This window comes from Paraburkholderia youngii, assembly GCF_013366925.1.
GTDB classification, from domain to species: domain Bacteria; phylum Pseudomonadota; class Gammaproteobacteria; order Burkholderiales; family Burkholderiaceae; genus Paraburkholderia; species Paraburkholderia youngii.
Genome location: NZ_JAALDK010000001.1, coordinates 4,714,083 through 4,736,179, shown reverse-complemented (window position 1 = coordinate 4,736,179; position 22,097 = coordinate 4,714,083). Strand labels below are relative to the sequence as shown.

Genomic DNA, 22,097 nt, shown 5'->3' with positions numbered 1-22,097 from the left:
GAACTATGAACTACCTCTCCACGCGCGGCGCCGGAGCCGGCGAGCGCCATACCTTCTCCGACATCCTGCTCGGCGGTCTCGCGAAAGACGGCGGCCTGTATCTGCCGGCCGAATATCCGCGCGTCACCGCGGATGAACTCACGCGCTGGCGCACGCTGCCGTACGCGGATCTCGCGTTCGAGATCCTGTCGAAGTTCTGCGACGACATCCCCGCCGACGATCTGCGCGCGCTGACGCGCAAGACCTACACGGCCGCGACCTACTGCAACGTGCGCGACGACGAAAGCGCCGCGCAGATCACGCCGCTGAAGACGCTCGGCGTCGAAGACGGCGCGCCGCTGTCGCTGCTCGAACTGTCGAACGGGCCGACGCTCGCGTTCAAGGACATGGCGATGCAGCTGATCGGCAACCTGTTCGAGTACGCGCTCGCGAAGCACGGCGAAACGCTGAACATTCTCGGCGCGACCTCGGGCGATACCGGCAGCGCCGCCGAGTATGCGATGCGCGGCAAGCAGGGCATCCGCGTGTTCATGCTGTCGCCGCACAAAAAGATGAGCGCGTTCCAGACCGCCCAGATGTACAGCCTGCAAGACCCGAACATCTTCAACCTCGCGGTGGAAGGCGTGTTCGACGACGCGCAGGACATCGTGAAGGCGGTGTCGAACGATCACGCGTTCAAGGCGAAGTACAAGATCGGGACGGTCAATTCGATCAACTGGGCGCGGGTCGTCGCGCAGGTCGTCTATTACTTCAAGGGCTACTTTGCCGCGACGAAGTCGAATGACGAGCGCGTGTCGTTTACGGTGCCGTCTGGCAACTTCGGCAACGTGTGCGCGGGTCACATCGCGCGCATGATGGGTCTGCCGATCGAGAAGCTCGTCGTCGCGACCAACGAAAACGACGTGCTCGACGAGTTCTTCCGCACCGGCATCTACCGCGTGCGCAAGGCGGCCGAGACGTATCACACGAGCAGCCCGAGCATGGACATCTCGAAGGCGTCGAACTTCGAGCGTTTCGTGTACGACCTGCTCGGCCGCGATCCGGCGCGCGTGCTGCAACTGTTCCGTGACGTCGAGGAGAAGGGCGGTTTCGACCTCGCGGCGAGCGGCGACTTCGCGCGCGTGAGGGAGTTCGGTTTCGTGTCCGGCAGCAGCAACCACGACACCCGCGTCGAGACGATCCGCGACGTGTTCCAGCGCTACGACACGATGATCGACACGCACACGGCCGACGGCGTGAAGGTCGCGCGCGAGCATCTGCAACCGGGCATTCCGATGATCGTGCTCGAGACCGCGCAACCGATCAAGTTCGGCGAGACGATCCGCGAAGCGCTGCTGCGCGAACCGGAGCGGCCGGCGGCGTTCGCGGGGCTCGAGTCGCTGCCGCAGCGCTTCGAGGTCGTGCCCGCGGACTCGCAGCGGGTGAAGGACTTCATCGTCGCGAATACCGGCGAATAATGGCGACCGGCGAGGGCAAGCGGGCCGTGTGGGCCGTTTTCGGCTCACGCGGCATCCCGACTCCCACGCCCGCTCTACGAAAAAACGCTGGCCGCACCCCTCGCGGCCACGCAGCGAAATTCACAAAAAACTCTCCATGACGCCCGGCCGCCCAGGCTAACGGCATCGGCCGCTACAATGTTCTTTTAACCTGCGGCTTCGACACTCCAGATGTCCACACCCACGCCCCGCGCTCCGATGCTCGCCACTGCCGATGCGTTGGCGATCCTGCTCGACGCCGCGCGAGCGATCGACGGTATCGAAACGCTGCCGACGCTCGACGCGCTGAATCGCGTGCTCGCCACCGACGTCACCTCGCCGCTCGACGTGCCGCCGATGCACACGAGCGCGATGGACGGCTACGCAGTCCGTATCGCCGATCTCGCGCACGGCAGCCGCCTGCCGGTCTCGCAACGGATTCCGGCCGGCCATGCGCCGGCGCCGCTCGCGCCCCATAGCGCGGCGCGCATCTTCACCGGCGCGACGGTGCCCGCTGGCGCGGACGCGGTCGTGATGCAGGAGCAGACTGAGGTGGCCGGCGACGAAGTGACGATCGTGCATCGTCCGCAGGCGGGCGAGTGGATCACCGCGCAGGGCGCCGATATTCGCGCGGGCTCGGTGATCCTGCCGGCCGGCACGCGGCTCACGCCGCAGGCGTTGGGGCTTGCCGCGTCGGTCGGATGCGCGCAGCTCGAGGTGCGTCGGCGCGTGAAGGTCGCCGTGTTTTTCACCGGCGACGAACTGACGATGCCCGGCGAGCCGCTGAAGCCCGGCGCGATCTACAACTCGAATCGCTTCACGCTGCGCGGCCTGCTCGAGAAGCTCGGCTGTGACGTGACCGACTACGGCATCGTCGCCGATCAGCTCGACGCGACCCGCGCAACGCTGCGCGAGGCCGCTGAGGCGCACGATCTGATTCTCACCTGCGGCGGCGTGTCGGTCGGCGAGGAGGATCATGTGAAGCCGGCGGTCGAGGCCGAAGGGCGTCTGTCGATGTGGCAGATCGCGATGAAGCCGGGCAAGCCGCTCGCATTCGGCGCGGTGCGCCGTGGCGCGGCGGGCACGGCCGAAACGTTTTTCATCGGCCTGCCGGGCAATCCGGTGTCGAGCTTCGTCACGTTCCTGCTGTTCGTGCGTCCGTTCGTGCTGCGGCTGGCCGGCGTGCAGGCGGTCGCGCCGCGCGCGCTGTCGCTGCGCGCGGACTTCACGCAGGGCAAGGCCGATCGTCGCAACGAATTCCTGCGCGCGCGCGTCAACGCGGCCGGCGGGCTCGAACTGTTTGCCAATCAGAGCTCGGCCGTGTTGACGTCGACCGTGTGGGGCGACGGCCTGATCGACAATCCGCCGAACCACGCGATCAGCGCCGGCGAAACCGTGCGCTTCATTCCGTTTTCCGAACTGCTGAACTGAGGCAGGCTATCCGAGGCATGCGCGGCATGCGCGGCACAAACCCGGCGGTATCCCGATGAAGATTGAACTCCGATACTTTGCGAGCGTACGTGAAGCGCTCAATACCTCCGACGAAACCGTCGAGGTGCCCGACGGCATCGCGACCGTCGGCGACGTGCGCGCGTGGCTGCGCGTGCGTGGCGGCATCTGGGCCGAGACGCTCGCCGAAGGCCGCGCGCTGCGCATGGCCTGCAACCACGTGATGACCGACGCGAGCACGCGCATTACCGAGGGCTGCGAGGTCGCGTTCTTTCCGCCCGTTACCGGCGGCTGAGCCGCGCTCACGCCCATCATCACGTTCACGCCAGCGACAAAAGCCATCAGGAGTCACCCATGCCCGTTCGCGTCCAGACCGAAGACTTCGACCTCAGCGCCGAGGTGGCCGCGCTGCGCGCGCGCAATCCGACGATCGGCGCGGTCGCGTGCTTCGTCGGCACCGTGCGCGACCTGAACGAGGGCAGCGCGGTCGAGACGATGGAGCTCGAACACTATCCGGGCATGACGGAGAAGTCGCTCGAGGCGATCGTCGAGCGTGCGCGCGAACGCTGGCCGGGCATCGAGGTGCTGATCGTGCATCGTGTTGGCAAGCTGTATCCGCTCGATCAGATCGTGCTCGTGGTGACGACGGCCGCGCATCGCGGTGACGCGTTTGCGTCGTGCGAATTCGTGATGGACTATCTGAAGACCGAAGCGCCGTTCTGGAAGAAAGAGAAAACCGACGCGGGCGAGCGCTGGGTCGACGCGCGCGTGACCGACGATGCCGCGCTCGCGCGCTGGGGCATCGCATCGGGAAACCAGACGGCGGAGTAGCCGAACCGCGGGCCACGGCGCTGCGGTGGCGCACGCGGCGCGTTTGTGTCAGGCGGGTCGGCGCCGACCGACGTTCACTGCTCCCGTGAGCGTCCGATGATCGGCACTGGAAACGGCTCCCCAGCCGGCCGCGACGGCTGCTCGCCATCGTCGTCAGCATCGCGGGGCCGACGCTTCGGCGCCACCCGCTCGAGCAGCGCCTGCTGCTCAGCCGGAATCTTGTAATCCCAGCCGTAACGGCTCAGTTGCAGACTCTGCGCAATCCGTAGCGCCGGCTCCATGAAGCGGACCGCCGCGGCCGGTTGATAGCGCGATTCGACCGTATCCAGGAACAGGTACAGCCAGCGGCTGAAGTGCTGCGGCTCGATGCCTTCGAGCGGCTGATGCACCTGCTGCACGTTGCCGCGATACTGCTTCGCGCCGAGCACGAGGCTGTTCCAGAATGTGCACATCTTCGGCAGATGGTCGTCCCAGCGGCCCTCGAGCTTCGCGTCGAAGACCGGACCGAGCAGCGGATCGGCGCGCACACGATCGTAAAAGCCGTAGACGAGCTCGCGGATATTGGCCTCGGTGGGTTCGGCCGCGCGCTCGACCGGTGGCGCGGCGGGGAAAGACGGATTCATGCGGATTCCAGAAAAATACGTTTGCCGATGGCGGCGGCTTAACTGAACTTCGAACCCCCCGTTTTTCTAACAAACGGTTGATGCGGAAAAAGCTACTATTGCTATCCGACACAGCTTTGCAACGCGATTCGAGCAACGACGCCGCCAGCCACTGATGTTAGGGCGCGGCGCAGATTCACGGCAACCCTTGCGTCGACGCGGTTATCGGGCACGTTCAACGCACTTGCTCGCAGCTTTTCAAGCTATACCAGGACCTATGAGACTTACCGACTATACGGATTACGCGCTGCGCGTGCTGCTGTACCTCGCGGTGCGGGGCGACGGATTATCGACGATTCATGACATTTCGGAAGCTTACGGCATCTCGAAGAATCATCTGATGAAGGTCGTGCAGCAACTGGGTGAACTGGGCTGGGTCGAAACCGTGCGCGGCCGCAACGGCGGGTTGCGGCTCGCCGCACAATCGCTGTCGCTGACCGTCGGCGACGTGGTGCGGGTCACGGAAAGCGACTTTGCGCTGGTCGGCTGTCTGCCGGACCGGCAAGGCCAAGAGCGGCCTTGCGTCATCACGCCGCACTGCCGGCTGCGCGGCGCGCTGCAGGCGGCGAGCCTCGCTTTTCTCGCCGAACTCGATCGCTTTACCATCGGCGAAGTCGCGCAACCGAAAAGTCCGCTCGCGGCATTGCTCGGGTTGGGACCCAACGTTCAGAGGGTGCCGCTGCCGATTCCGGTGGCATCGGATGGCACGCGTGGCGGCAGTTCGGCGACGTTGGGCCACAAGAGCTAGGACATCGGGTCGGCTCGAGGGTGCGCAAACCCGTCCGGCCGCCTCACCGGGGAAGGATCGCGGCAGTTCTTGCGCTCAAATGTTAAATAGTTGCGACCGAGGCCAAAAAAGCGCTTGAAACCCTAATAAATCGCCTCATTTTGGTGGTAATCGAAATTGGAGGTCTCTTGATGAGAATCGACAAACTCACCACTAAATTCCAGGAAGCACTCGCGGACGCCCAGAGTCTGGCGGTTGGCCACGACAATCAGTACATCGAACCCGTTCACGTGCTGGCGGCACTCGTCGCGCAGCAGGACGGCTCCGCTCGCTCGCTGCTATCGCGCGCCGGCGTGCATGTACAACCTCTACAGACCGCACTGAACGACGCGATCACGCGGCTGCCCCAGGTGCAAGGCACTGACGGCAACGTGCAGATCGGCCGTGAACTGACCGGTCTGTTGAACCAGGCCGACAAGGAAGCGCAAAAGCTCAACGACACGTTTATCGCGAGCGAAATGTTCCTGCTCGCGGTCGCCGACGACAAAGGCGACGTGGGCCGTCTCGCGCGCGAGCACGGCTTGTCGCGCAAGGCGCTCGAAACCGCGATCGCCGCGGTGCGCGGCGGCTCCCAGGTGCATAGCCAGGACGCCGAAAGCCAGCGCGAAGCGCTGAAGAAATACACGATCGACCTGACCGAGCGCGCCCGCGCCGGCAAGCTCGATCCGGTGATCGGCCGCGACGACGAAATCCGCCGTTCCATCCAGATCCTGCAGCGCCGCACCAAGAACAACCCGGTGCTGATCGGCGAGCCGGGCGTTGGCAAGACCGCGATCGTCGAAGGACTCGCGCAGCGCATCGTCAACGGCGAAGTGCCGGAAACGCTGAAGAACAAGCGCGTGCTGTCGCTCGACATGGCCGCGCTGCTCGCGGGCGCGAAATATCGCGGCGAGTTCGAAGAGCGCCTGAAGGCCGTGCTCAACGACATCGCGAAGGACGAAGGCCAAACCATCGTCTTCATCGACGAGATTCACACGATGGTCGGTGCCGGCAAGGCCGAGGGCGCGATGGACGCGGGCAACATGCTGAAGCCGGCGCTGTCGCGCGGCGAACTGCATTGCGTCGGCGCGACCACGCTCGACGAATACCGCAAGTACATCGAGAAGGATGCCGCGCTCGAGCGCCGTTTCCAGAAGGTGCTGGTGGACGAACCGTCGGTCGAGGCGACCATCGCGATCCTGCGCGGTCTTCAGGAGCGCTATGAGCTGCACCACGGCGTCGACATCACCGACCCGGCGATCGTCGCGGCGGCGGAGCTGTCGCATCGCTACATCACGGACCGCTTCCTGCCGGACAAGGCGATCGACCTGATCGACGAAGCCGCGTCGAAGATCAAGATGGAAATCGACTCGAAGCCGGAGGAGATGGACCGGCTCGACCGTCGTCTGATCCAGCTGAAGATCGAACGCGAAGCGGTGAAGAAGGAGAAGGACGAAGCGTCGCAGAAGCGTCTGCAACTGATCGAAGAGGAAATCGAACGCCTGAACCGTGAATATTCGGACCTCGAAGAAATCTGGACCGCCGAAAAAGCAGCGGTGCAGGGCAGCGCGCAGTTGAAGGAAGAGATCGAGAAGACGCGCGCGGAAATCGTGCGTCTGCAGCGCGAGGGCAAGCTCGAGAAGGTCGCCGAACTTCAGTACGGCAAGCTGCCGGGGCTCGAAGCGCAGTTGAAGGAAGTCACGCGCGCCGAAGCCGAGGAGCAGAACAGTCCGAAGCGTCCGCGTCTGTTGCGCACGCAGGTCGGCGCGGAAGAGATCGCCGAAGTGGTGTCGCGGGCCACCGGTATTCCGGTGTCGCGCATGATGCAAGGCGAGCGCGAAAAGCTGCTGCAGATCGAGTCGAAGCTGCATGAGCGCGTGGTCGGCCAGGACGAGGCGATCAGCGCGGTCGCCGATGCGATCCGCCGCTCGCGGGCGGGTCTGGCGGACCCGAACCGCCCGTACGGCTCGTTCCTGTTCCTGGGGCCGACCGGCGTCGGCAAGACCGAGCTTTGCAAGGCGTTGGCGTCGTTCCTGTTCGATTCGGAAGATCACCTGATCCGTATCGACATGAGCGAGTTCATGGAGAAGCACAGCGTCGCGCGTCTGATCGGCGCGCCGCCGGGATACGTCGGCTACGAGGAGGGCGGCTATCTGACCGAGGCCGTGCGCCGCAAGCCGTATAGCGTGATCCTGCTCGACGAAATCGAGAAGGCGCATCCGGACGTGTTCAACGTGCTGCTGCAGGTGCTCGACGATGGCCGCATGACCGATGGCCAGGGCCGCACCGTCGACTTCAAGAACACGGTGATCGTGATGACCTCGAACCTCGGCTCGCAGGTGATCCAGGCGATGGTCGGCGAGCCGCAGGAAGCGGTGAAGGACGCGGTGTGGGAAGAGGTGAAGCTGCACTTCCGGCCCGAGTTCCTGAACCGGATCGACGACGTCGTGGTGTTCCATGCGCTCGATCGCTCGAACATCCAGTCGATCGCGCGGATCCAGTTGCAGCGTCTGCACGAGCGGCTCGCGAAGCTCGACATGCAGCTGGTGGTATCGGACGCGGCGCTCGAGCACATCGGCAAGGTCGGCTACGATCCGCTGTTCGGTGCGCGGCCGCTGAAGCGCGCGATCCAGCAGGAGATCGAGAACCCGATCGCGAAGCTGATTCTGGCCGGCAAGTTCGGTCCGAAGGATGTCATTCCGGTCGAAGTGGACGACGGTGAGCTGCGGTTCGAACGCGTCGTGCACTGAGCGCGATGGCTGGATGACGCGACGGGACGGCGGCAGTCGAGTCGTTCCCGCCAACGTTAAGAAACCGGCAACGAAGGCGACTTCGTTGCCGGTTTTTTTTGCCCGCCGTTTTCAAACCGGGCGTCGACCTCGACCGGCAGCATGAGCCGCCGTCGGCGCATCGCGCACTTCGTGGTCAAGCGTTGCCCTTGTTGCCGAGCAGCGCCGACAGGCCGCCGAGCGCGCCGAGCACCGTGGTCGCGTTCAGCTTGCCATCGGCCGGCACTTCGCCTTCCGGCGTGGCCGCGTTGACGACGTGCGGCAGGATCTGCGACAGCAGACCTGTCACCTGATCCGGCTGGACGCCGGCCTTGGCGGCGAGGCCGCTCACGGCCTCGGAGCCGAGCACGTTATGCAGCGCGTCGGGCGCGATCGGCTGGTTTTCGCCGTTGCCGACCCACGACGACACGACGTCGCCGAGGCCCTTTTCCTGGAAGCGCTGGATCAGGCCGTTCAGGCCACCAGGCTGGTTGTTGACGAATTCGAGCGCGGCTGCGATCAGCGCTTGCTGGCCGCCGCCTTCTGGCGATTTGCCAAGCAGGGAACCGATGGTGTCGAGTAGGCTCATGACGGTCTCTCTTGAGTGCCGGCGCGTGCATGACGGCCGGGCGGGTGACGACGACGCGCGGTTGCGCGTCGCGGTGAAACGCAAGGGCGGCAGCCCCGCCGGCCTCAAGCGCCGGACGCGGCCGCGGCGGATGCCGCCTTGCTCTTCTTCGCTTTCTTCTTCGAAGCCTTGGTGCCGGATGCTTCGGCCGGTGCGCTAGCTGCCGCGGCGGCCGGCGCCGCAGCGGCTGTCGCGTCGGATGCAGCGGCCTTCTTCTTCGACTTCGACGGCTTCGCGGCCGACGCGGGAGCAGCCGCGGCCGGCGCTGCCGTCGTGGCAGCGGGCGCGGCGGCGGTGGTTGCCGCGGGAGCCGCCGGCGTCGTCTTCGTGGCCGACTTGGTCGACGTCTTCGCGCCGGTCGGCGGCGCCGACGAGCCGTTGATCGTCAGTCCGGCCGCTTCGAGGTTCTCGACCGATTTCTGGCCGAGGCCCTTCACGCGCGCGGCGAGATCGTCGGCATTCTTGAACGGGCCGTTTTTGGCGCGTTCGTCGAGGATCGCTTTCGCATGCACGGGGCCGATGCCCTTGACCGATTCGAGCGCGGCCTGATCGGCGGTATTCACTTCCACGGCCGCGGCAAATCCGGCCGACAGCGACAAAGCCACAGCGACGCAAAGCATGAAAAGCTTCTTCAGCATGGCAAGCACTCCATTGAGGGCAAAAAGTTAGCCGGGAACGGACGACCTATCCTGTCAGCGGGCGCTGCGTTTAAGCATAGAACAAATCGCAGACCCGATTTGAGATAGCGGTCGATTTATACCGATCGATCGATGACAAGTAAATCCGGCCACACAATCTTTAAAACTTTTAGCCGCATGCAATTCCGGTGAATTTATCGGTGGATACCGGTCACGATAAAGCGCTTGCGATAAAGAATGGGTAACGCCGGCGGATGACACCGTCCGACGCTTGACTTAGAGTGCACTCGAAGTCCTAACCTGAGTCCGTCATGTCGAAACACTCAACCGCGCTCACCATCGGTCAGGTCGCCGAAACGATCGGCGTATCCACGCACACGCTGCGCTATTACGAGCAGGCCGGCCTGATCCGGCCGGTCGGGCGCACGCAGGCGGGGCACCGGCTGTACTCGCCGGCCGATCTCGACTGGTTACGCTTCGTGATGCGTCTGAAGACGACGGGCATGTCGATTTCCGGCATGCAGCAGATCGCCGCGCTGCGCGCGCAAGGCCATCTGACGATGCGCGAGCGCCGCGACCTGCTGGTCGCGCATCGCACCGTGCTGCTCGCGCGGATCGCCGAACTGCAGAGCAACCTCGGCGCGATCGACGACAAGATCGCGTACTACGAGGCAGCCACGAGCGGCGCGCTTGAGCCCGATCCGGCACGACAGGACGACGAAGCCTCGTCGTCCTCACACGCCAATGAGGACTTGCAATGGACTACGCAGACAACGACCGCTACACGCGCGGATGGGACAAGCTCAGGGAAATCGACGGTTCGGCGGGCGAGCAGGTAATCGCCGCGCTTGCACCGATCGCGCCGGAATTCGGGCGCCTGCTGATCGAATTCGGCTTCGGCGACATCTACAGCCGGCCGCAGCTCGATCTGCGCACGCGTGAGATTGCGACGATCGCGTCGCTCGCGACCCTCGGCTGTGCGCAGCCGCAGTTGAAAGTGCATATCGAGGCGGCGCTGAACGTCGGCTGCACGCGCGAGCAGATCGTCGAGGTGTTCATGCAGATGGCGCTTTATGCGGGCTTTCCGGCCGCGCTCAATGCGTTGTTCGCGGCGCGCGAAATATTCGAGGCCAGGGATCGGGAGGGGGAGGCCGCGTGCGCCGCGTGAGAGGGCTGATCTGCACGGGGAGAGGGATGGCGGATGCAGGACGGCTAGAGTCTCGCCCCCGGTTTTGGGGTGCAACTAACGGTCCCATCAGTTCGATTCGAGGCCTTCCTGAGCCCCCATCGCCTCATACAGCCGAATCAACCCGCACTGCAGCGGTCTTGCGCAAATAGCGCTGGCTCACGATCCGCCAATACACGAGCAAGCCGGCCCCGGCAATCGCGAGACTGGCAGTATTTGCGACCCAGAACCCGCGCGCGCCGGTGAGCCAGGACGGCGTGAGGCCGGTTGTATCGAAGCCGAGCGCATAGCCGCCGCCGAGCCCGACACCCCACAGCGCGACTGCATAGATGACGGTCGGCACGACCGCGACCTTGTAGGCGCGCAGCACGAACGCGGTCGTGATCTGCAAAGCGTCGAACAGGTGGTAGCAGGCGACGATCAGCACCAGTGGCAACGCCTTCGTCGCGACCTGCGCGTTCGTCGTATAGCCGTCGACGATATACGGCCGCAGCACCAGCACGAGCGCGCCATAGCAGCACGCGAGCGCAACCGCCATCGCGATGCCGTGACGCGACAGCGTGCGCGCCGCTTGCGGCCGATGCGCGCCGAGCGCCTGCGCGACCAACGTCGACGACGCGATGCCGATCGACAGCGGCGTCATATACAGCACCGCGCCGATATTGCCGGCGATCTGATGCCCGGCGAGCGTCGTCGTGCCGAAGCGCGCGATGAAGAGCGCCATGAACGTGTACGACGTGACCTCGATCAGATACGACAACCCCATCGGAATACCGAGCCGCAGTTGTGCGGCCTGGCGCTTCCAGACCGGCCAGCAGAATTGCGTGAAGATACCGAGCGCCTTGAAATCGTCGACGCGCGCGAGCAGCAGCATGCCAAGCGCCGCGAGCGCCCAGTTGAGCAGCGTGCTCGCAAGCGCGCAGCCCGGACCGCCCAGCGCCGGCACGCCGAGGCCGCCGAAAATGAACCAGGTATTGAGCGGAATTTTCAGCAGCAGCGCGGCGATCTGGAGGAACATCACGAGCCGCGGTTTGCCGAGCGCGTTGGCAACGGAACTGTAGACCCGGAACGCGAGGCCGGCGGGCAGCCCGAACGCGAGAATCCGCAGATACGCGAGGGTTCGCTCGTGCAGCGCGTCGGGCACGTGCGACAACGACAACAGCGGCCCGGGGAAGAACAGGATCAGAAAGCCGATCACGGTCAGCGCGGCGGCGAGCCACCATGACTGGCGCACCTCTTCGCCGATCTCGCCGTAGCGGCGCGCGCCGTACAGTTGCGCGGCGATCGGCTGCAGCGCGGTCAGGATGCCGGTCAGGCCGATATAGACCGAGACGTAGATCGACGAGCCGAGACCGAGGGCGGCCAGATCGACGGCCGAGTAGCGCCCGACCATCGCCGTATCGATTACGCCGAACGCGATGATGGCCAGTTGGCCGATCAATACGGGCCACGCGAGCGCGGCGATTTTCCGTACGTCGGCGAACATGGTCAGTCGGGCTTTTTGTGCCAGTTGCGGCGCTTGCCGGGCGGCGGCTTCGGACGGTCGATGCGCACGTACAGGCGGAAGCGCTCGTCGCGGTCGGCCGCGCGGCGGCCTTCCCACACGAGCTTCCAGATGTAGTCGGGCAGCGCGCTCGGGTCGCCGTAGTCCTGCGAGTCCTGACGCAGGATCACGTCGCAGTCCTGGTCGAACGAGAAATGCATGTCGCCGAAATACGCGAACGTCGCGATTTGCGCATTGCCGAGGCGCACCGGCGAGATGCAGGTGTAGTCATCGGGCAAGTGGTTGGCGATCTGCTGCGCGACGTCGCGATAAGTCCGGCTGTAGTTGACGACCGGCAGCCACAGCGTCATCAGCAGCACCCACATCAGCGTCGTGCCGGCGCTCGACAGCACCACGCTGCGCCACAACACCTTCGGATGACGCGCGAGACGCCAGCGCACCAGCAGGAACCAGCAGACGGTCACCGCGATCGCGCAGATAAACGACAGAATCTTGAACTGCGGCACGAAGCCGGGCGCGAGCCGCGCGAGATTGCGCGCAAGCGGATGCGGAAAACCGGTCAGACTCGCCACATACACGGCCCACACGAAGCTGCCGAGGATCGTGAAGCTCAGCAGCGCGAACCAGTCGATCGCGTTGATCGCGCCGCGCTTGAGCGTCGGCAGCGCAAAAGTGGCGAGCACCGCGAGCGGCGGCAGCAGCAGCATGTAGAGTCGATTCGATTGGTGGCTTTGCAGCACCACGAGCACGAACAGCGGCCCGATCACCGACAGTGGAATCGCCACGTGCGGCGCGCGCCGCAGGCCCTTCCAGCTGAACCACGACCACAGCGCGAGCGGCCACGCGGGCCATGTGAAGAGCGGCAGGTTTTTCAGCGCATAGGCGGCGACCGAACCGGGTGGGCCCGCGAACGAACTCAGGCTCACGTGCAGCCACTGGTTCAGATACCAGACGGCGTCGTCGGGGAATGCGGCAAGCGCGATGATCGGCCACGATACCGCGAGCACCAGCGCGACGGGCAGACCCGCGAGCAGCAGCCAGCGCGAACGCGTTTCGCGCACGATCAGCGTCATCGCGAGCGTGCCGAGCAGCAGCGCGCCGACCAGCACCGGGCTGCTCGCGAGCGTGACGAGGCCGATCGCGAGGCCCCAGATCAGCGCGCCCTGGATCGGCTTGTCGATCATGCGCACGAGGCCGTAGACGAGCATCGCGATGCAGACGAACTGGACGAGCTGCGGCGTGGTTTCGTGGCCGCGCTCGGCGAGGCCGAAGCACGCGAGCAGGATGAGCAGTGCGCCATCGGCGAGCGTGCGGCCGTAGTCGCGCGGTTCGGGCTCGCCTCCAAACGCGTATTTGAACGGCTGCACTTCGGCGCGCCGGCCGAGCAGATACGCCGCGTACCAGACGAACGCGCAGCCCGCGCAGAACAGCAGGCCGGTGAACACGCGCGACGCGTTGCTCGAGTCGACCCAAGGTGCGAGGACGCGGATCGCGCTCGCTCCGAGCCAGTAGCCGAGCGGGCCGTCCTCGGTCAGATATTTGCCCACGAGGTTAGGCAGCAGCCAGTCGTGCGCGCCGCCATTCGCCATCGTCCACATGACGCCGAAGCCAGCCGCGTCCTCGTTCTTCCACGGATCGCGACCGAACAGGCCGAACGAGGCGTAGAGGATACAGATGGCCAGCAGCAGCCAGCGCGGCAACGCACTGGTCGCAGAGGCGGTGAGGCGGACGACAGGTCTCATGCGGTGTGTGGAGTCTGGATAAACGATGCAGCCGGAGCGGTCCGGCAAGTCAGGGCGGGAGGGCCCGTTTCGAGCATCCGGCATTGTAGTCGTGCGGTGCGATGCACGTCACGGCCGGTAACGCCCGGCAACGTCGATGGACAACCTGTAACAGGTGTCGTGAAAGCGCGGTGTGCTGGTTACGGGTTATGCCGTCGCGGGTATGCGACCCAGCGGCCGCCCACGCGCAGGCGACAAAAAAGGGCAGCTCGCGCTGCCCTTTCTGTTTGCTCCGTTGCCGGCCGGAAGCCGGCACCGTTGCGGTATTACTTTGCTGCCTTGCCGGAAGCGCGGGCGCCGAACTTCTTGTTGAACTTCTCGACGCGGCCGGCCGTGTCCATGATCTTTTGCTGGCCGGTGTAGAACGGGTGCGATTCCGACGACACTTCGATCTTCGCGAGCGGGTAGGTCTTGCCGTTGAATTCCGCGGTTTCGCGCGTCTGGATGGTCGAGCGCGTCACGAACTTGAAGTCGTTCGACATATCGATGAACAGGACTTCGCGGTAATCCGGGTGAATGCCTTCTTTCATGGTCTTTCCTTTAATCTGGCGGTAGCCAACCCGCGTGCAGTCTTAATTTAGACTGCCTTCAGGCGCGAGCCACTTGCCTACGGTCGAAAAACCGCGATTATGCCAGAAAATCAGTCGCTTGGCGATTTTTCTGCCACTAGATTCTATTGCGGCGCAAGCGGCGCCCGTTTGCAGCGTCTCAAACCGGCGTGAACGTCAATCCGACGCGCGCAGGATCTTGCCGATAGTAGCGCGCGAGCAGCCGGTACAGTTCCGGATACTCCGCCTCGAACGCTTGTGGCTTCACGAACAGCGCCTCGCTGCATACGGCGAAGAATTCCGACGGATGGTCCGCCGCATACGGATCGATCAGCGACTCGCGTTCGAAACGCGTCCAACGTCGCTCGGGCACAGCGTCGACTTTCGCGCAGAAATGATCGTATGCGTGGTCGAACACGTCGGCCCATGCCTGCGCATCGAGCGGCGCGTGCCAGCGGCGCATCAGCGGCGGGTGGCCATCCGCTTCGCCGTTCAGCATGTCGATCTTGTGCGCGAACTCGTGGATCACGACGTTGTATGCGTCGCTGCCGTCGGTCATCTGCGCGTCTTCCCACGACAGCACCACCGGGCCGCCTTCCCACGCCTCGCCACTGGCGTCGTGTTCGATCTCGTGCACGACGCCGTCTTCGTCCTCGACGGTCTTGCGGATCACGAACTCGCCCGGATAGACGATTACGCCAACCCAGCCGCGATACAGATCGAGGCTCAGGTTCAGCACCGGCAGGCACGCCTGCGCGGCGATGCCGACCGTCATCGCATCGGTCAGTTCGAGCTCGTGCGCAGTCGAGAATTCCTTCTGCGCGAGGAAGAGACTCGTCAGCTCGCGTAGCCGTGCGAGATCGGGGGCTTCCAGATGTGTGAGAAAGGGCAGGCCGGCGAGTGTTGCCTGCCATAAGGAATCGTCGATCGCGTAGTCGCGCAGCGCGCGCTCGCGACGCCGTGTGCCCAGCCAGTTCGTGAGTTTCGACAGCATGCTTGAGCCCACCTTCAGTCGATCTGTTTTTACCACGCGGCGAACAGGCCGCCGCAAATCGTGACGCCGATCAGAAAATGGAAGCCGTCGAGCGACGCGAGAAAATTGGCCTACTGCGCGACCGACCGGCTGATCGTCGCGATTCGCGAGCGTCTTCTAGTAGACCGAATTGTACGGATTCACGGACTCCGCGAGGCGACTTTGATGCAGCGCGAGCCGGTGCTGTTCGATGATGATCACCGAGGCGGTCGCGAAGGAGATGGTCAACTGCCACACGATGTTTTTCAACCGGTAGCCGTACGTGAACTCTTCGATCGCGAAGATGCGGAAAGTCAGATTCGCGATCAGCTGCGCGATGAACAGCAACACGAGCGCATAGGCGCTCGACGCCCACGCGAGCTCGTCCGGCGGTGCATTGACGCCACCCGCGATATAGCTGGCCAAAAAAAACAGCTCGCAATCTGCGAGCGGTTTTTCATGCTGTGCAGTTGCCGGCCGCTACGGCCGGCACGAACGTCGCGCGTTAGCTGCCGCCACCACGACGCATCATGTCGAAGAACTCGGAGTTGCTCTTCGTCTGGCGGATCTTGTCGAGCAGGAATTCCATCGACTCGACTTCGTCCATGTCGTGAATGAACTTGCGCAGTACCCAGATCTTCTGCAGCACTTCGGGCTTGATCAGCAACTCTTCGCGGCGCGTGCCCGACTTGTTCAGGTTGATCGACGGGTAGACGCGCTTCTCGGCGAGACGGCGCTCGAGGTGCACTTCCATGTTGCCGGTGCCCTTGAACTCTTCGTAGATCACGTCGTCCATGCGGCTGCCGGTTTCGATCAGCGCCGTGCCGATGATGGTCAGCGATCCGCCTTCCTCGATGTTGCGCGCCGCGCCGAAGAAGCGCTTGGGACGCTGCAGCGCGTTCGCGTCGACACCACCCGTGAGCACCTTGCCGGAGGCCGGTACCACCGTGTTGTAAGCGCGCGCGAGACGGGTGATCGAGTCGAGCAGAATCACGACGTCGTTCTTCATTTCGACGAGGCGCTTGGCCTTCTCGATCACCATTTCGGCGACCTGCACGTGACGCGCGGCGGGTTCGTCGAACGTGGAGGCGATCACTTCGCCTGCCACCGAACGCTGCATTTCCGTCACTTCTTCCGGGCGCTCGTCGATCAGCAGCACGAACAGCACGACGTCGGGATGGTTCTGTTTGATTGCGTGCGCAATGTGCTGAAGCATCACCGTTTTGCCCGACTTCGGCGAGGCGACGAGCAGGCCGCGCTGGCCCTTGCCGATCGGCGCGATCATGTCGATGATGCGGCCCGTCACGTTCTCTTCGCCACGCATTTCACGTTCGAGCAGCAGCACCTTGTTCGGGTGCAGCGGCGTCAGGTTTTCGAACATGATCTTGTGCTTCGAGGCCTCCGGCGGCTGGCCGTTGACCTTGTCGACCTTCACCAGCGCGAAATAGCGCTCGCCGTCTTTCGGCGTGCGCACTTCGCCTTCGATCGTGTCGCCCGTATGCAGATTGAAGCGGCGGATTTGCGACGGGCTGATGTAGATATCATCCGTGCTGGCGAGGTAGGAGGTTTCCGGCGAACGCAAGAAGCCGAAACCGTCCGGCAACACTTCGAGGGTGCCGTCGCCGAAGATCGTGTCGCCCGCTTTGGCTCGTTTTTTTAGAATGGCGAACATCAATTCCTGCTTGCGCAGGCGGTTCGCGCTTTCGATCTCGAGGCCATTGGCCATCTCGATCAATTGGGACACGTGCAGAGTCTTAAGCTCGGATAAATGCATACGGAGAACCCGCAGGAGAAGGTGCGACGAAATGAAATCTGGGAGGAGGGTGAGCGGAACCGCTCAAAGACTTACACGTCTTTTCGACGTTTTCTGGATTCTAGCATAGCACACGCCAATTTCCGCCAGTGCGGCGGAGTGGCATCTTTGTCGTAAAGCGTGTTGCCGGTTGACAACACGCTTGACCGGCGGGCGCGGTGGTTTGCATCCACCGATGCGCCCGATTCTCAACTGCTCGCGGCGCGCGATCAACCCGCGAGCGCCGCGACGTGCTTCTGTATGTCTTACAGGTTGCCGTCGAGGAACGCGGTGAGTTGCGACTTCGACAGAGCGCCGACCTTCTGAGCGGCGACGGCGCCATTTTTGAACAGGATCAGCGTGGGGATGCCGCGCACGCCGAACTTGACCGGCGTGGACTGATGCTCGTCGACATTGATCTTCGCGACTTGCAGACGATCGGCGTAGTCCTTCGCGACTTCGTCGAGGATCGGCGCGATCATCTTGCAGGGACCGCACCATTCGGCCCAGAAATCGAGCAGCACGGGTTTATCGGATTTCACGACGTCCTGTTCGAACGATGCGTCGCTAATATGCTTAATTTGTTCGCTCATTTATGAATACCTCTGTCGGTTCGAGGCCCGCCTGAATTGCTCGCCACGATACGTCAAAAACCGGGAAAATTTCCGTTCGCTTTGCCGCATCCGGAGACCCGCCGCGCATGCCTGTGAAAATCAGAAAAACCGTCTGAAAAAATGCCGGATTTTCACGGAATGCGCGGAAAGAGTCGCGTATGCGGGTCTTTCAACTGGCAGTGTAGCTTAATTCGCTATGCGTTGCCGATGGCGATAGTACTCATTAGGTCAGTGGGGCTAATAGGTCGCCGCCGCGGCGTCGGCCGGTGTCTGCGGCACACGGATACCGCGTTGCAATCTAAATGGTGGCGGGCCCGGCGAACTCAAGTGCCTTGCGTGGCGGGTGTCGTCGCGGCGGCTGGGATGACGTCGGGCGGCGTGCAGCAAGCGGACGTTGACACTATGAAGCGGTTCGAAGCGGAGCGTCGTTCGCGTTTTGCGCATATCAACAGTCGCACAATGCGCGCGGCAATGATAGAATCTTTCGTGACGGGCCTCCTCGCATGGAGGGATGGTCAACCTGGTCAGGTCGGGAACGAAGCAGCCACAGCCGTTTTCCACCAGTGCCGAGGGTCGGGCTCGTCACCTTCCTTTGCTTCTTTCTCCGCGGCCGTTCTCACGGATTCTCCGCAGGCTGTCCTTCATAGTATTCCCCGCTTCAATATTGATCGTTCGCCGTGTTCGGACCGAGCATCGTCGTGGCCGTGTCGCGCGTTCGCGCGTCTTGCCGAATAGGTTTTGCGCGCCATTGTTACTGATACAATTTCCGGATGACCTATCAAGTTCTCGCACGCAAATGGCGGCCGAAGGATTTCGCTTCGCTCGTCGGACAGGAGCACGTGGTGCGCGCGCTCACCCATGCGCTCGACGGCGGCCGTCTGCACCATGCCTATTTGTTTACAGGTACGCGCGGCGTCGGCAAGACCACGCTGTCGCGCATCTTCGCGAAGGCACTCAATTGCGAGACCGGCGTGACGTCGACGCCGTGCGGCGTGTGCCGTGCGTGTCGCGAGATCGATGAAGGGCGCTTCGTCGATTACGTCGAGATGGACGCGGCGAGCAATCGCGGCGTCGATGAAATGGCCGCGCTGCTCGAGCGCGCGGTGTATGCGCCCGTCGATGCGCGCTTCAAGGTCTACATGATCGACGAAGTGCACATGCTGACGAACCACGCGTTCAACGCGATGCTGAAGACGCTCGAAGAGCCGCCGCCGCACGTCAAGTTCATCCTCGCGACCACCGACCCGCAGAAGATTCCTGTCACCGTGCTGTCGCGCTGCCTGCAGTTCAATCTGAAGCAGATGCCGGCCGGCCATATCGTGTCGCATCTCGAACGCATTCTCGGCGAAGAAAACGTGCCTCACGAGGCGCAGGCGTTGCGCCTGCTCGCGCGCGCGGCCGACGGTTCGATGCGCGACGCGCTATCGCTGACTGATCAGGCGATAGCCTATTCGGCGAACCAGGTCAGCGAAGACGCGGTGCGCGGCATGCTCGGCGCGCTCGACCAAAGCTATCTGATCCGCCTGCTCGACGCGCTCGCGCAGGGCGACGGCGCGGCGGTGCTCGCGGTCGCCGATGAAATGGCCTTGCGCAGTCTGTCGTTTTCGACGGCGCTGCAGGATCTGGCGAGCCTGCTGCATCGGATCGCGTGGGCGCAGTTCGCGCCTTCGTCGGTGCTCGACGAATGGCCGGAGGCGGCCGAGTTGCGCCGCTTCGCCGACAGCTTGAGCGCCGAGCAGGTGCAACTGTTCTATCAGATCGCAACGATCGGCCGAAGCGAGCTGGGCCTCGCGCCCGACGAATACGCTGGCTTCACGATGACGCTGCTGCGCATGCTCGCGTTCGAGCCGGCGCCAACAGCCGGCGGAGGTGGGGCGGCGGGAGCCGCTGGCGCGCAGACCGGTGCGGCCGGCGCCGGTGCGAAGCGTTCTGGTGCACCGACGGTTGCCGCGCTGCGCGCGCTGTCGCCTTCGTCCGCGACGGCCATGGCGGCCGCTGCGCCGACTCGCGGACCTCAGGTGGGCGTCGCCGGCGAGGAACCGGGCGATGCGATGAAATCGACCGCGCCGGTCGCAAAGCCGATCGCGAAGCCCGCAGCCGACACCGCGCAAGCTGAAGCAGCGCGCGTGACAGACGCACCGGCTATGTCGGCACGTCCGCTGGCACCTTGGGAAGACTCGCCCCCGAATGATGGCGCCGCGATCGTCGGTTCGACTGCGCCGGTCTCGAACCAAGCTTCTGACCTCGCACCTGCGTCCGCGCCGAGCGCGCTGGCCCGCGCGGAAGAGGCCACGGCACCGGAGCCGGAAGCGCGCCAGGAATTGGCTGCACCCGCTTCAACGCCGGCACCGGCGGCCTCGGCCGACTCCGCGCCGCGTCGCGCGGGCGGCGCGAGCGCCGCGCTCGACGTGCTGCGCAACGCCGGCATGAAAGTATCGTCCGACCGTGGCCGCCCCAACACGCCCGCGGCCGCCAAGCCGGCCGCGCCGGTCGCCCCGAAACCCGCCGCGCCGCGCGTGGTCGCGCCGGTGCCGACCCCCGGCGCGCCACGCCGCGCGTCGCAAGACAGCGCCGTGCAGGCTGGGCCCATCCGAGACGCCCACACCGGCGCAAGCGGCAACGCGCAACAGACCAGCCCGTCAAGCCCACCTTGGGACGATATGCCGCCCGACGACTACATGCCGCTGTCGGCCGCGGACGACGCGTACTTCATTCCGCCAGACGACAACTTCGTGCCGGTGTTCGACCACGGCCCCGACGACGTCCGCATGGGCGGCCCGGCCGCGCAGGCCGCCGCACCGGCGCCGGTCGTCGACACACGCCCGCTGCCGCCCGCGGTGCCGCTCGATCCGCTCGGTTTCACCGGCGACTGGCCCGCGCTCGCGGTCGATCTGCCGCTGAAGGGCATCTCGTATCAGCTTGCGTTCAACAGCGAACTGATGGCGCTCGAAGGCAGCACGCTGAAGCTCAACGTGCCGGTGCCGCAATACGCGGAAGCGTCGCAGGTCGCTAAACTGAAAGCAGCGCTCGTCGAGCGGCTCGGCCAGAACGTCGACGTGCAGGTCGAAGTCGGCCCGGCGCGCCGTACCGCTGCAGCGCACGACGCGAAGCTGCGCGCGCAGCGCCAGCAGGAGGCCGAGCGCGAAATCAGCGCCGATCCGTTCGTGCAGTCGCTGATTCGCGAATTCGGCGCGAGCATCGTGCCGGGCTCGATCCGCCCGATTAACCCGGACGCCGCTCCGAACGGCGCGGCGCCGGCCCGCTGATCCATCGTTCGCGGCGTCGTCGCAGCGCGGCGCCGGAATGCCAGCTTTCACGCTATCTAGAAGGAGCACGTCCATGATGAAAGGCCAACTCGCCGGGCTGATGAAGCAAGCCCAGCAGATGCAGGAAAACATGAAGAAGATGCAGGAGCAACTCGCGCAGATCGAAGTCGAGGGGCAGTCGGGTGCCGGTCTCGTCAAGGTGACGATGACCTGCAAGAACGACGTGCGCCGCGTGTCGATCGACCCGAGCCTGCTCGCGGACGACAAGGACATGCTGGAAGACCTCGTCGCCGCCGCGTTCAACGACGCCGTGCGCAAGGCCGAGGCGACCGCGCAGGAAAAGATGGGCGGCATGACCGCCGGCCTGCCGCTGCCGCCGGGCTTCAAGCTGCCGTTCTGAACCTGCCCTGATTGAGACCGGGCTGAGCGGTTGAGCGCCGCGGCGGTTCATTGCCGCGGTGCGAAAGTGCGCCCGGGTCCGAGCACCACCCCGCATCCCGATTCGCCCACCCAAGCACCACCCACGTCGACGCCGATCCGCATGAAACAACCTTCCGCCCTGTCGGCGCTCGTCGAAGCGCTGCGCGCGCTGCCCGGTGTCGGGCCGAAGTCCGCGCAACGCATGGCGTATCACCTGATGCAGCACGATCGCGAAGGCGCCGAAAAGCTCGGCCGTTCGCTGTTGTTCGCGACCGAGCATCTGCGTCACTGCGAAAAGTGCAACACGTTTACCGAAGCGCAGATCTGCGAGGTCTGCCTCGATGAGGAGCGCGATCCGTCGCTGCTGTGCGTCGTCGAAACGCCGGCCGACCAGATCATGCTCGAACAGACGATGACCTATCGCGGCCTCTATTTCGTGCTGATGGGGCGGTTGAGTCCGCTCGACGGCATCGGCCCGAAGGAGATCCATTTCGACCGGCTCGTGAAGCGCGCGTCGGATGGCGTCGTCAAGGAAGTCGTGCTGGCCACCAATTTCACCAACGAAGGCGAGGCCACCGCGCATTACCTCGGACAGACACTGAAGGCGCGCGGCCTTGCCGTCACGCGTCTCGCGCGCGGCGTGCCGGTGGGCGGCGAACTCGAATATGTCGACGCGGGCACGATCGCGCGCGCGATGCTCGACCGTCGTTCGATGTAGCCATGCGGCTTGCGTTGGCCGGCGTGGTACCCGTGAAGA

At 64.6% G+C, this 22,097-nt stretch carries 20 protein-coding genes, 1 other RNA gene and 1 pseudogene; 12 read left to right on the top strand and 10 right to left on the bottom strand.

From position 1 onward, the window contains the following. The first annotated feature begins 5 nt into the window (after window positions 1-5). The 4 genes from thrC (at window position 6) to G5S42_RS21670 (ending at window position 3,755) form a co-directional block, all read left to right on the top strand. A complete protein-coding gene (gene thrC / locus G5S42_RS21685; protein WP_176108667.1) occupies window positions 6-1,457 on the top strand; it encodes a threonine synthase in 1,452 nt (483 codons plus the stop codon). A 237-nt stretch (window positions 1,458-1,694) separates the two neighbouring features. Continuing rightward, on the top strand, window positions 1,695-2,906 hold the full coding sequence (locus G5S42_RS21680; protein WP_176110587.1) for a molybdopterin molybdotransferase MoeA: 1,212 nt from the start codon (window positions 1,695-1,697) through the stop codon (window positions 2,904-2,906). A gap of 55 nt (window positions 2,907-2,961) precedes the next feature. Next, window positions 2,962-3,219: a molybdopterin converting factor subunit 1 gene (gene moaD, locus G5S42_RS21675; RefSeq protein WP_176108666.1), complete on the top strand. Its 258-nt coding sequence runs from the start codon at window positions 2,962-2,964 to the stop codon at window positions 3,217-3,219. A gap of 59 nt (window positions 3,220-3,278) precedes the next feature. Continuing rightward, window positions 3,279-3,755, top strand: a complete 477-nt coding sequence (locus G5S42_RS21670; RefSeq protein ID WP_176108665.1) for a molybdenum cofactor biosynthesis protein MoaE — start codon at window positions 3,279-3,281, stop codon at window positions 3,753-3,755. A 74-nt stretch (window positions 3,756-3,829) separates the two neighbouring features. Here G5S42_RS21670 and G5S42_RS21665 read toward each other — a convergent pair whose 3' ends face one another. After that, window positions 3,830-4,378: a group III truncated hemoglobin gene (locus G5S42_RS21665; protein ID WP_176108664.1), complete on the bottom strand. Its 549-nt coding sequence runs from the start codon at window positions 4,376-4,378 to the stop codon at window positions 3,830-3,832. A 256-nt stretch (window positions 4,379-4,634) separates the two neighbouring features. Between G5S42_RS21665 and G5S42_RS21660 the strand changes: the two genes are divergently transcribed. Continuing rightward, window positions 4,635-5,165 (top strand): Rrf2 family transcriptional regulator, encoded by a 531-nt coding sequence (locus G5S42_RS21660; RefSeq protein WP_176108663.1) that lies wholly within the window; start codon window positions 4,635-4,637, stop codon window positions 5,163-5,165. 170 nt (window positions 5,166-5,335) lie between these two features. Continuing rightward, window positions 5,336-7,933 carry an ATP-dependent chaperone ClpB gene (gene clpB / locus G5S42_RS21655; protein WP_176108662.1) on the top strand — a complete coding sequence of 866 codons (2,598 nt, stop codon included), beginning with the start codon at window positions 5,336-5,338 and terminating at the stop codon, window positions 7,931-7,933. A 175-nt stretch (window positions 7,934-8,108) separates the two neighbouring features. Here the strand turns inward: clpB and G5S42_RS21650 are convergent, their stop codons facing one another. After that, window positions 8,109-8,624: a YidB family protein gene (locus G5S42_RS21650; protein ID WP_373685672.1), complete on the bottom strand. Its 516-nt coding sequence runs from the start codon at window positions 8,622-8,624 to the stop codon at window positions 8,109-8,111. 20 nt (window positions 8,625-8,644) lie between these two features. Continuing rightward, entirely contained in the window at window positions 8,645-9,217 is a 573-nt protein-coding gene (locus G5S42_RS21645; RefSeq protein ID WP_176108660.1) for a ComEA family DNA-binding protein, read from the bottom strand. A gap of 311 nt (window positions 9,218-9,528) precedes the next feature. On the opposite strand from G5S42_RS21645, the gene G5S42_RS21640 reads away from it, so the two are divergent. Together G5S42_RS21640 and G5S42_RS21635 are read left to right on the top strand one after the other, a co-directional pair. Then, a complete protein-coding gene (locus tag G5S42_RS21640; protein ID WP_176108659.1) occupies window positions 9,529-10,056 on the top strand; it encodes a MerR family transcriptional regulator in 528 nt (175 codons plus the stop codon). Then, complete coding sequence (locus tag G5S42_RS21635) at window positions 9,975-10,385, top strand: carboxymuconolactone decarboxylase family protein (RefSeq protein ID WP_176108658.1); 411 nt, start codon at window positions 9,975-9,977, stop codon at window positions 10,383-10,385. The genes G5S42_RS21640 and G5S42_RS21635 overlap by 82 nt, the downstream gene beginning before the upstream one ends. Before the next feature lie 124 nt (window positions 10,386-10,509). On the opposite strand, the gene G5S42_RS21630 is transcribed toward G5S42_RS21635, so the two are convergent. The 7 genes and pseudogenes from G5S42_RS21630 to trxA all read right to left on the bottom strand — a co-directional run bounded on the left by G5S42_RS21630 (window position 10,510) and on the right by trxA (window position 17,633). Next, window positions 10,510-11,889, bottom strand: a complete 1,380-nt coding sequence (locus G5S42_RS21630) for an MATE family efflux transporter (protein WP_176108657.1) — start codon at window positions 11,887-11,889, stop codon at window positions 10,510-10,512. A gap of 2 nt (window positions 11,890-11,891) precedes the next feature. Continuing rightward, window positions 11,892-13,649 (bottom strand): ArnT family glycosyltransferase, encoded by a 1,758-nt coding sequence (locus tag G5S42_RS21625; protein ID WP_176108656.1) that lies wholly within the window; start codon window positions 13,647-13,649, stop codon window positions 11,892-11,894. Window positions 13,650-13,954: 305 nt separating this feature from the next. Next, entirely contained in the window at window positions 13,955-14,218 is a 264-nt protein-coding gene (locus tag G5S42_RS21620; RefSeq protein ID WP_012400355.1) for a type B 50S ribosomal protein L31, read from the bottom strand. Window positions 14,219-14,396: 178 nt separating this feature from the next. After that, on the bottom strand, window positions 14,397-15,230 hold the full coding sequence (locus G5S42_RS21615; protein ID WP_176108655.1) for a M90 family metallopeptidase: 834 nt from the start codon (window positions 15,228-15,230) through the stop codon (window positions 14,397-14,399). Window positions 15,231-15,398: 168 nt separating this feature from the next. Further along, window positions 15,399-15,602, bottom strand: a pseudogene (locus tag G5S42_RS45775) (MFS transporter); the annotation flags it as partial. A gap of 151 nt (window positions 15,603-15,753) precedes the next feature. Then, entirely contained in the window at window positions 15,754-17,022 is a 1,269-nt protein-coding gene (gene rho / locus G5S42_RS21605; RefSeq protein WP_008921615.1) for a transcription termination factor Rho, read from the bottom strand. A gap of 284 nt (window positions 17,023-17,306) precedes the next feature. Further along, the gene (trxA, locus tag G5S42_RS21600; protein ID WP_013089343.1) at window positions 17,307-17,633 is read right to left on the bottom strand and encodes a thioredoxin TrxA; all 327 of its coding nucleotides are present in this window, start codon (window positions 17,631-17,633) and stop codon (window positions 17,307-17,309) included. A 509-nt stretch (window positions 17,634-18,142) separates the two neighbouring features. Between trxA and ffs the strand changes: the two genes are divergently transcribed. The 4 genes from ffs to recR all read left to right on the top strand — a co-directional run bounded on the left by ffs (window position 18,143) and on the right by recR (window position 22,058). After that, window positions 18,143-18,241: signal recognition particle sRNA small type (gene ffs, locus G5S42_RS21595), an RNA gene on the top strand. 183 nt (window positions 18,242-18,424) lie between these two features. Then, on the top strand, window positions 18,425-20,920 hold the full coding sequence (locus G5S42_RS21590) for a DNA polymerase III subunit gamma/tau (RefSeq protein WP_176108654.1): 2,496 nt from the start codon (window positions 18,425-18,427) through the stop codon (window positions 20,918-20,920). Between the two features lie 73 nt (window positions 20,921-20,993). Beyond that, the gene (locus tag G5S42_RS21585; RefSeq protein ID WP_008923976.1) at window positions 20,994-21,320 is read left to right on the top strand and encodes a YbaB/EbfC family nucleoid-associated protein; all 327 of its coding nucleotides are present in this window, start codon (window positions 20,994-20,996) and stop codon (window positions 21,318-21,320) included. Window positions 21,321-21,461: 141 nt separating this feature from the next. After that, on the top strand, window positions 21,462-22,058 hold the full coding sequence (recR, locus tag G5S42_RS21580) for a recombination mediator RecR (protein ID WP_018418135.1): 597 nt from the start codon (window positions 21,462-21,464) through the stop codon (window positions 22,056-22,058). The last annotated feature ends 39 nt before the right edge of the window (window positions 22,059-22,097 follow it).

Coding starts and splice junctions, on each gene's coding strand:
- thrC (WP_176108667.1), top strand. CDS start 6: ATGAACTACCTCTCCACGCGCGGCGCCGGAGCCGGCGAGCGCCATACC.
- G5S42_RS21680 (WP_176110587.1), top strand. CDS start 1,695: ATGCTCGCCACTGCCGATGCGTTGGCGATCCTGCTCGACGCCGCGCGA.
- moaD (WP_176108666.1), top strand. CDS start 2,962: ATGAAGATTGAACTCCGATACTTTGCGAGCGTACGTGAAGCGCTCAAT.
- G5S42_RS21670 (WP_176108665.1), top strand. CDS start 3,279: ATGCCCGTTCGCGTCCAGACCGAAGACTTCGACCTCAGCGCCGAGGTG.
- G5S42_RS21665 (WP_176108664.1), bottom strand. CDS start 4,378: ATGAATCCGTCTTTCCCCGCCGCGCCACCGGTCGAGCGCGCGGCCGAA.
- G5S42_RS21660 (WP_176108663.1), top strand. CDS start 4,635: ATGAGACTTACCGACTATACGGATTACGCGCTGCGCGTGCTGCTGTAC.
- clpB (WP_176108662.1), top strand. CDS start 5,336: ATGAGAATCGACAAACTCACCACTAAATTCCAGGAAGCACTCGCGGAC.
- G5S42_RS21645 (WP_176108660.1), bottom strand. CDS start 9,217: ATGCTGAAGAAGCTTTTCATGCTTTGCGTCGCTGTGGCTTTGTCGCTG.
- G5S42_RS21640 (WP_176108659.1), top strand. CDS start 9,529: ATGTCGAAACACTCAACCGCGCTCACCATCGGTCAGGTCGCCGAAACG.
- G5S42_RS21635 (WP_176108658.1), top strand. CDS start 9,975: ATGGACTACGCAGACAACGACCGCTACACGCGCGGATGGGACAAGCTC.
- G5S42_RS21630 (WP_176108657.1), bottom strand. CDS start 11,889: ATGTTCGCCGACGTACGGAAAATCGCCGCGCTCGCGTGGCCCGTATTG.
- G5S42_RS21625 (WP_176108656.1), bottom strand. CDS start 13,649: ATGAGACCTGTCGTCCGCCTCACCGCCTCTGCGACCAGTGCGTTGCCG.
- G5S42_RS21620 (WP_012400355.1), bottom strand. CDS start 14,218: ATGAAAGAAGGCATTCACCCGGATTACCGCGAAGTCCTGTTCATCGAT.
- G5S42_RS21615 (WP_176108655.1), bottom strand. CDS start 15,230: ATGCTGTCGAAACTCACGAACTGGCTGGGCACACGGCGTCGCGAGCGC.
- rho (WP_008921615.1), bottom strand. CDS start 17,022: ATGCATTTATCCGAGCTTAAGACTCTGCACGTGTCCCAATTGATCGAG.
- trxA (WP_013089343.1), bottom strand. CDS start 17,633: ATGAGCGAACAAATTAAGCATATTAGCGACGCATCGTTCGAACAGGAC.
- G5S42_RS21590 (WP_176108654.1), top strand. CDS start 18,425: ATGACCTATCAAGTTCTCGCACGCAAATGGCGGCCGAAGGATTTCGCT.
- G5S42_RS21585 (WP_008923976.1), top strand. CDS start 20,994: ATGATGAAAGGCCAACTCGCCGGGCTGATGAAGCAAGCCCAGCAGATG.
- recR (WP_018418135.1), top strand. CDS start 21,462: ATGAAACAACCTTCCGCCCTGTCGGCGCTCGTCGAAGCGCTGCGCGCG.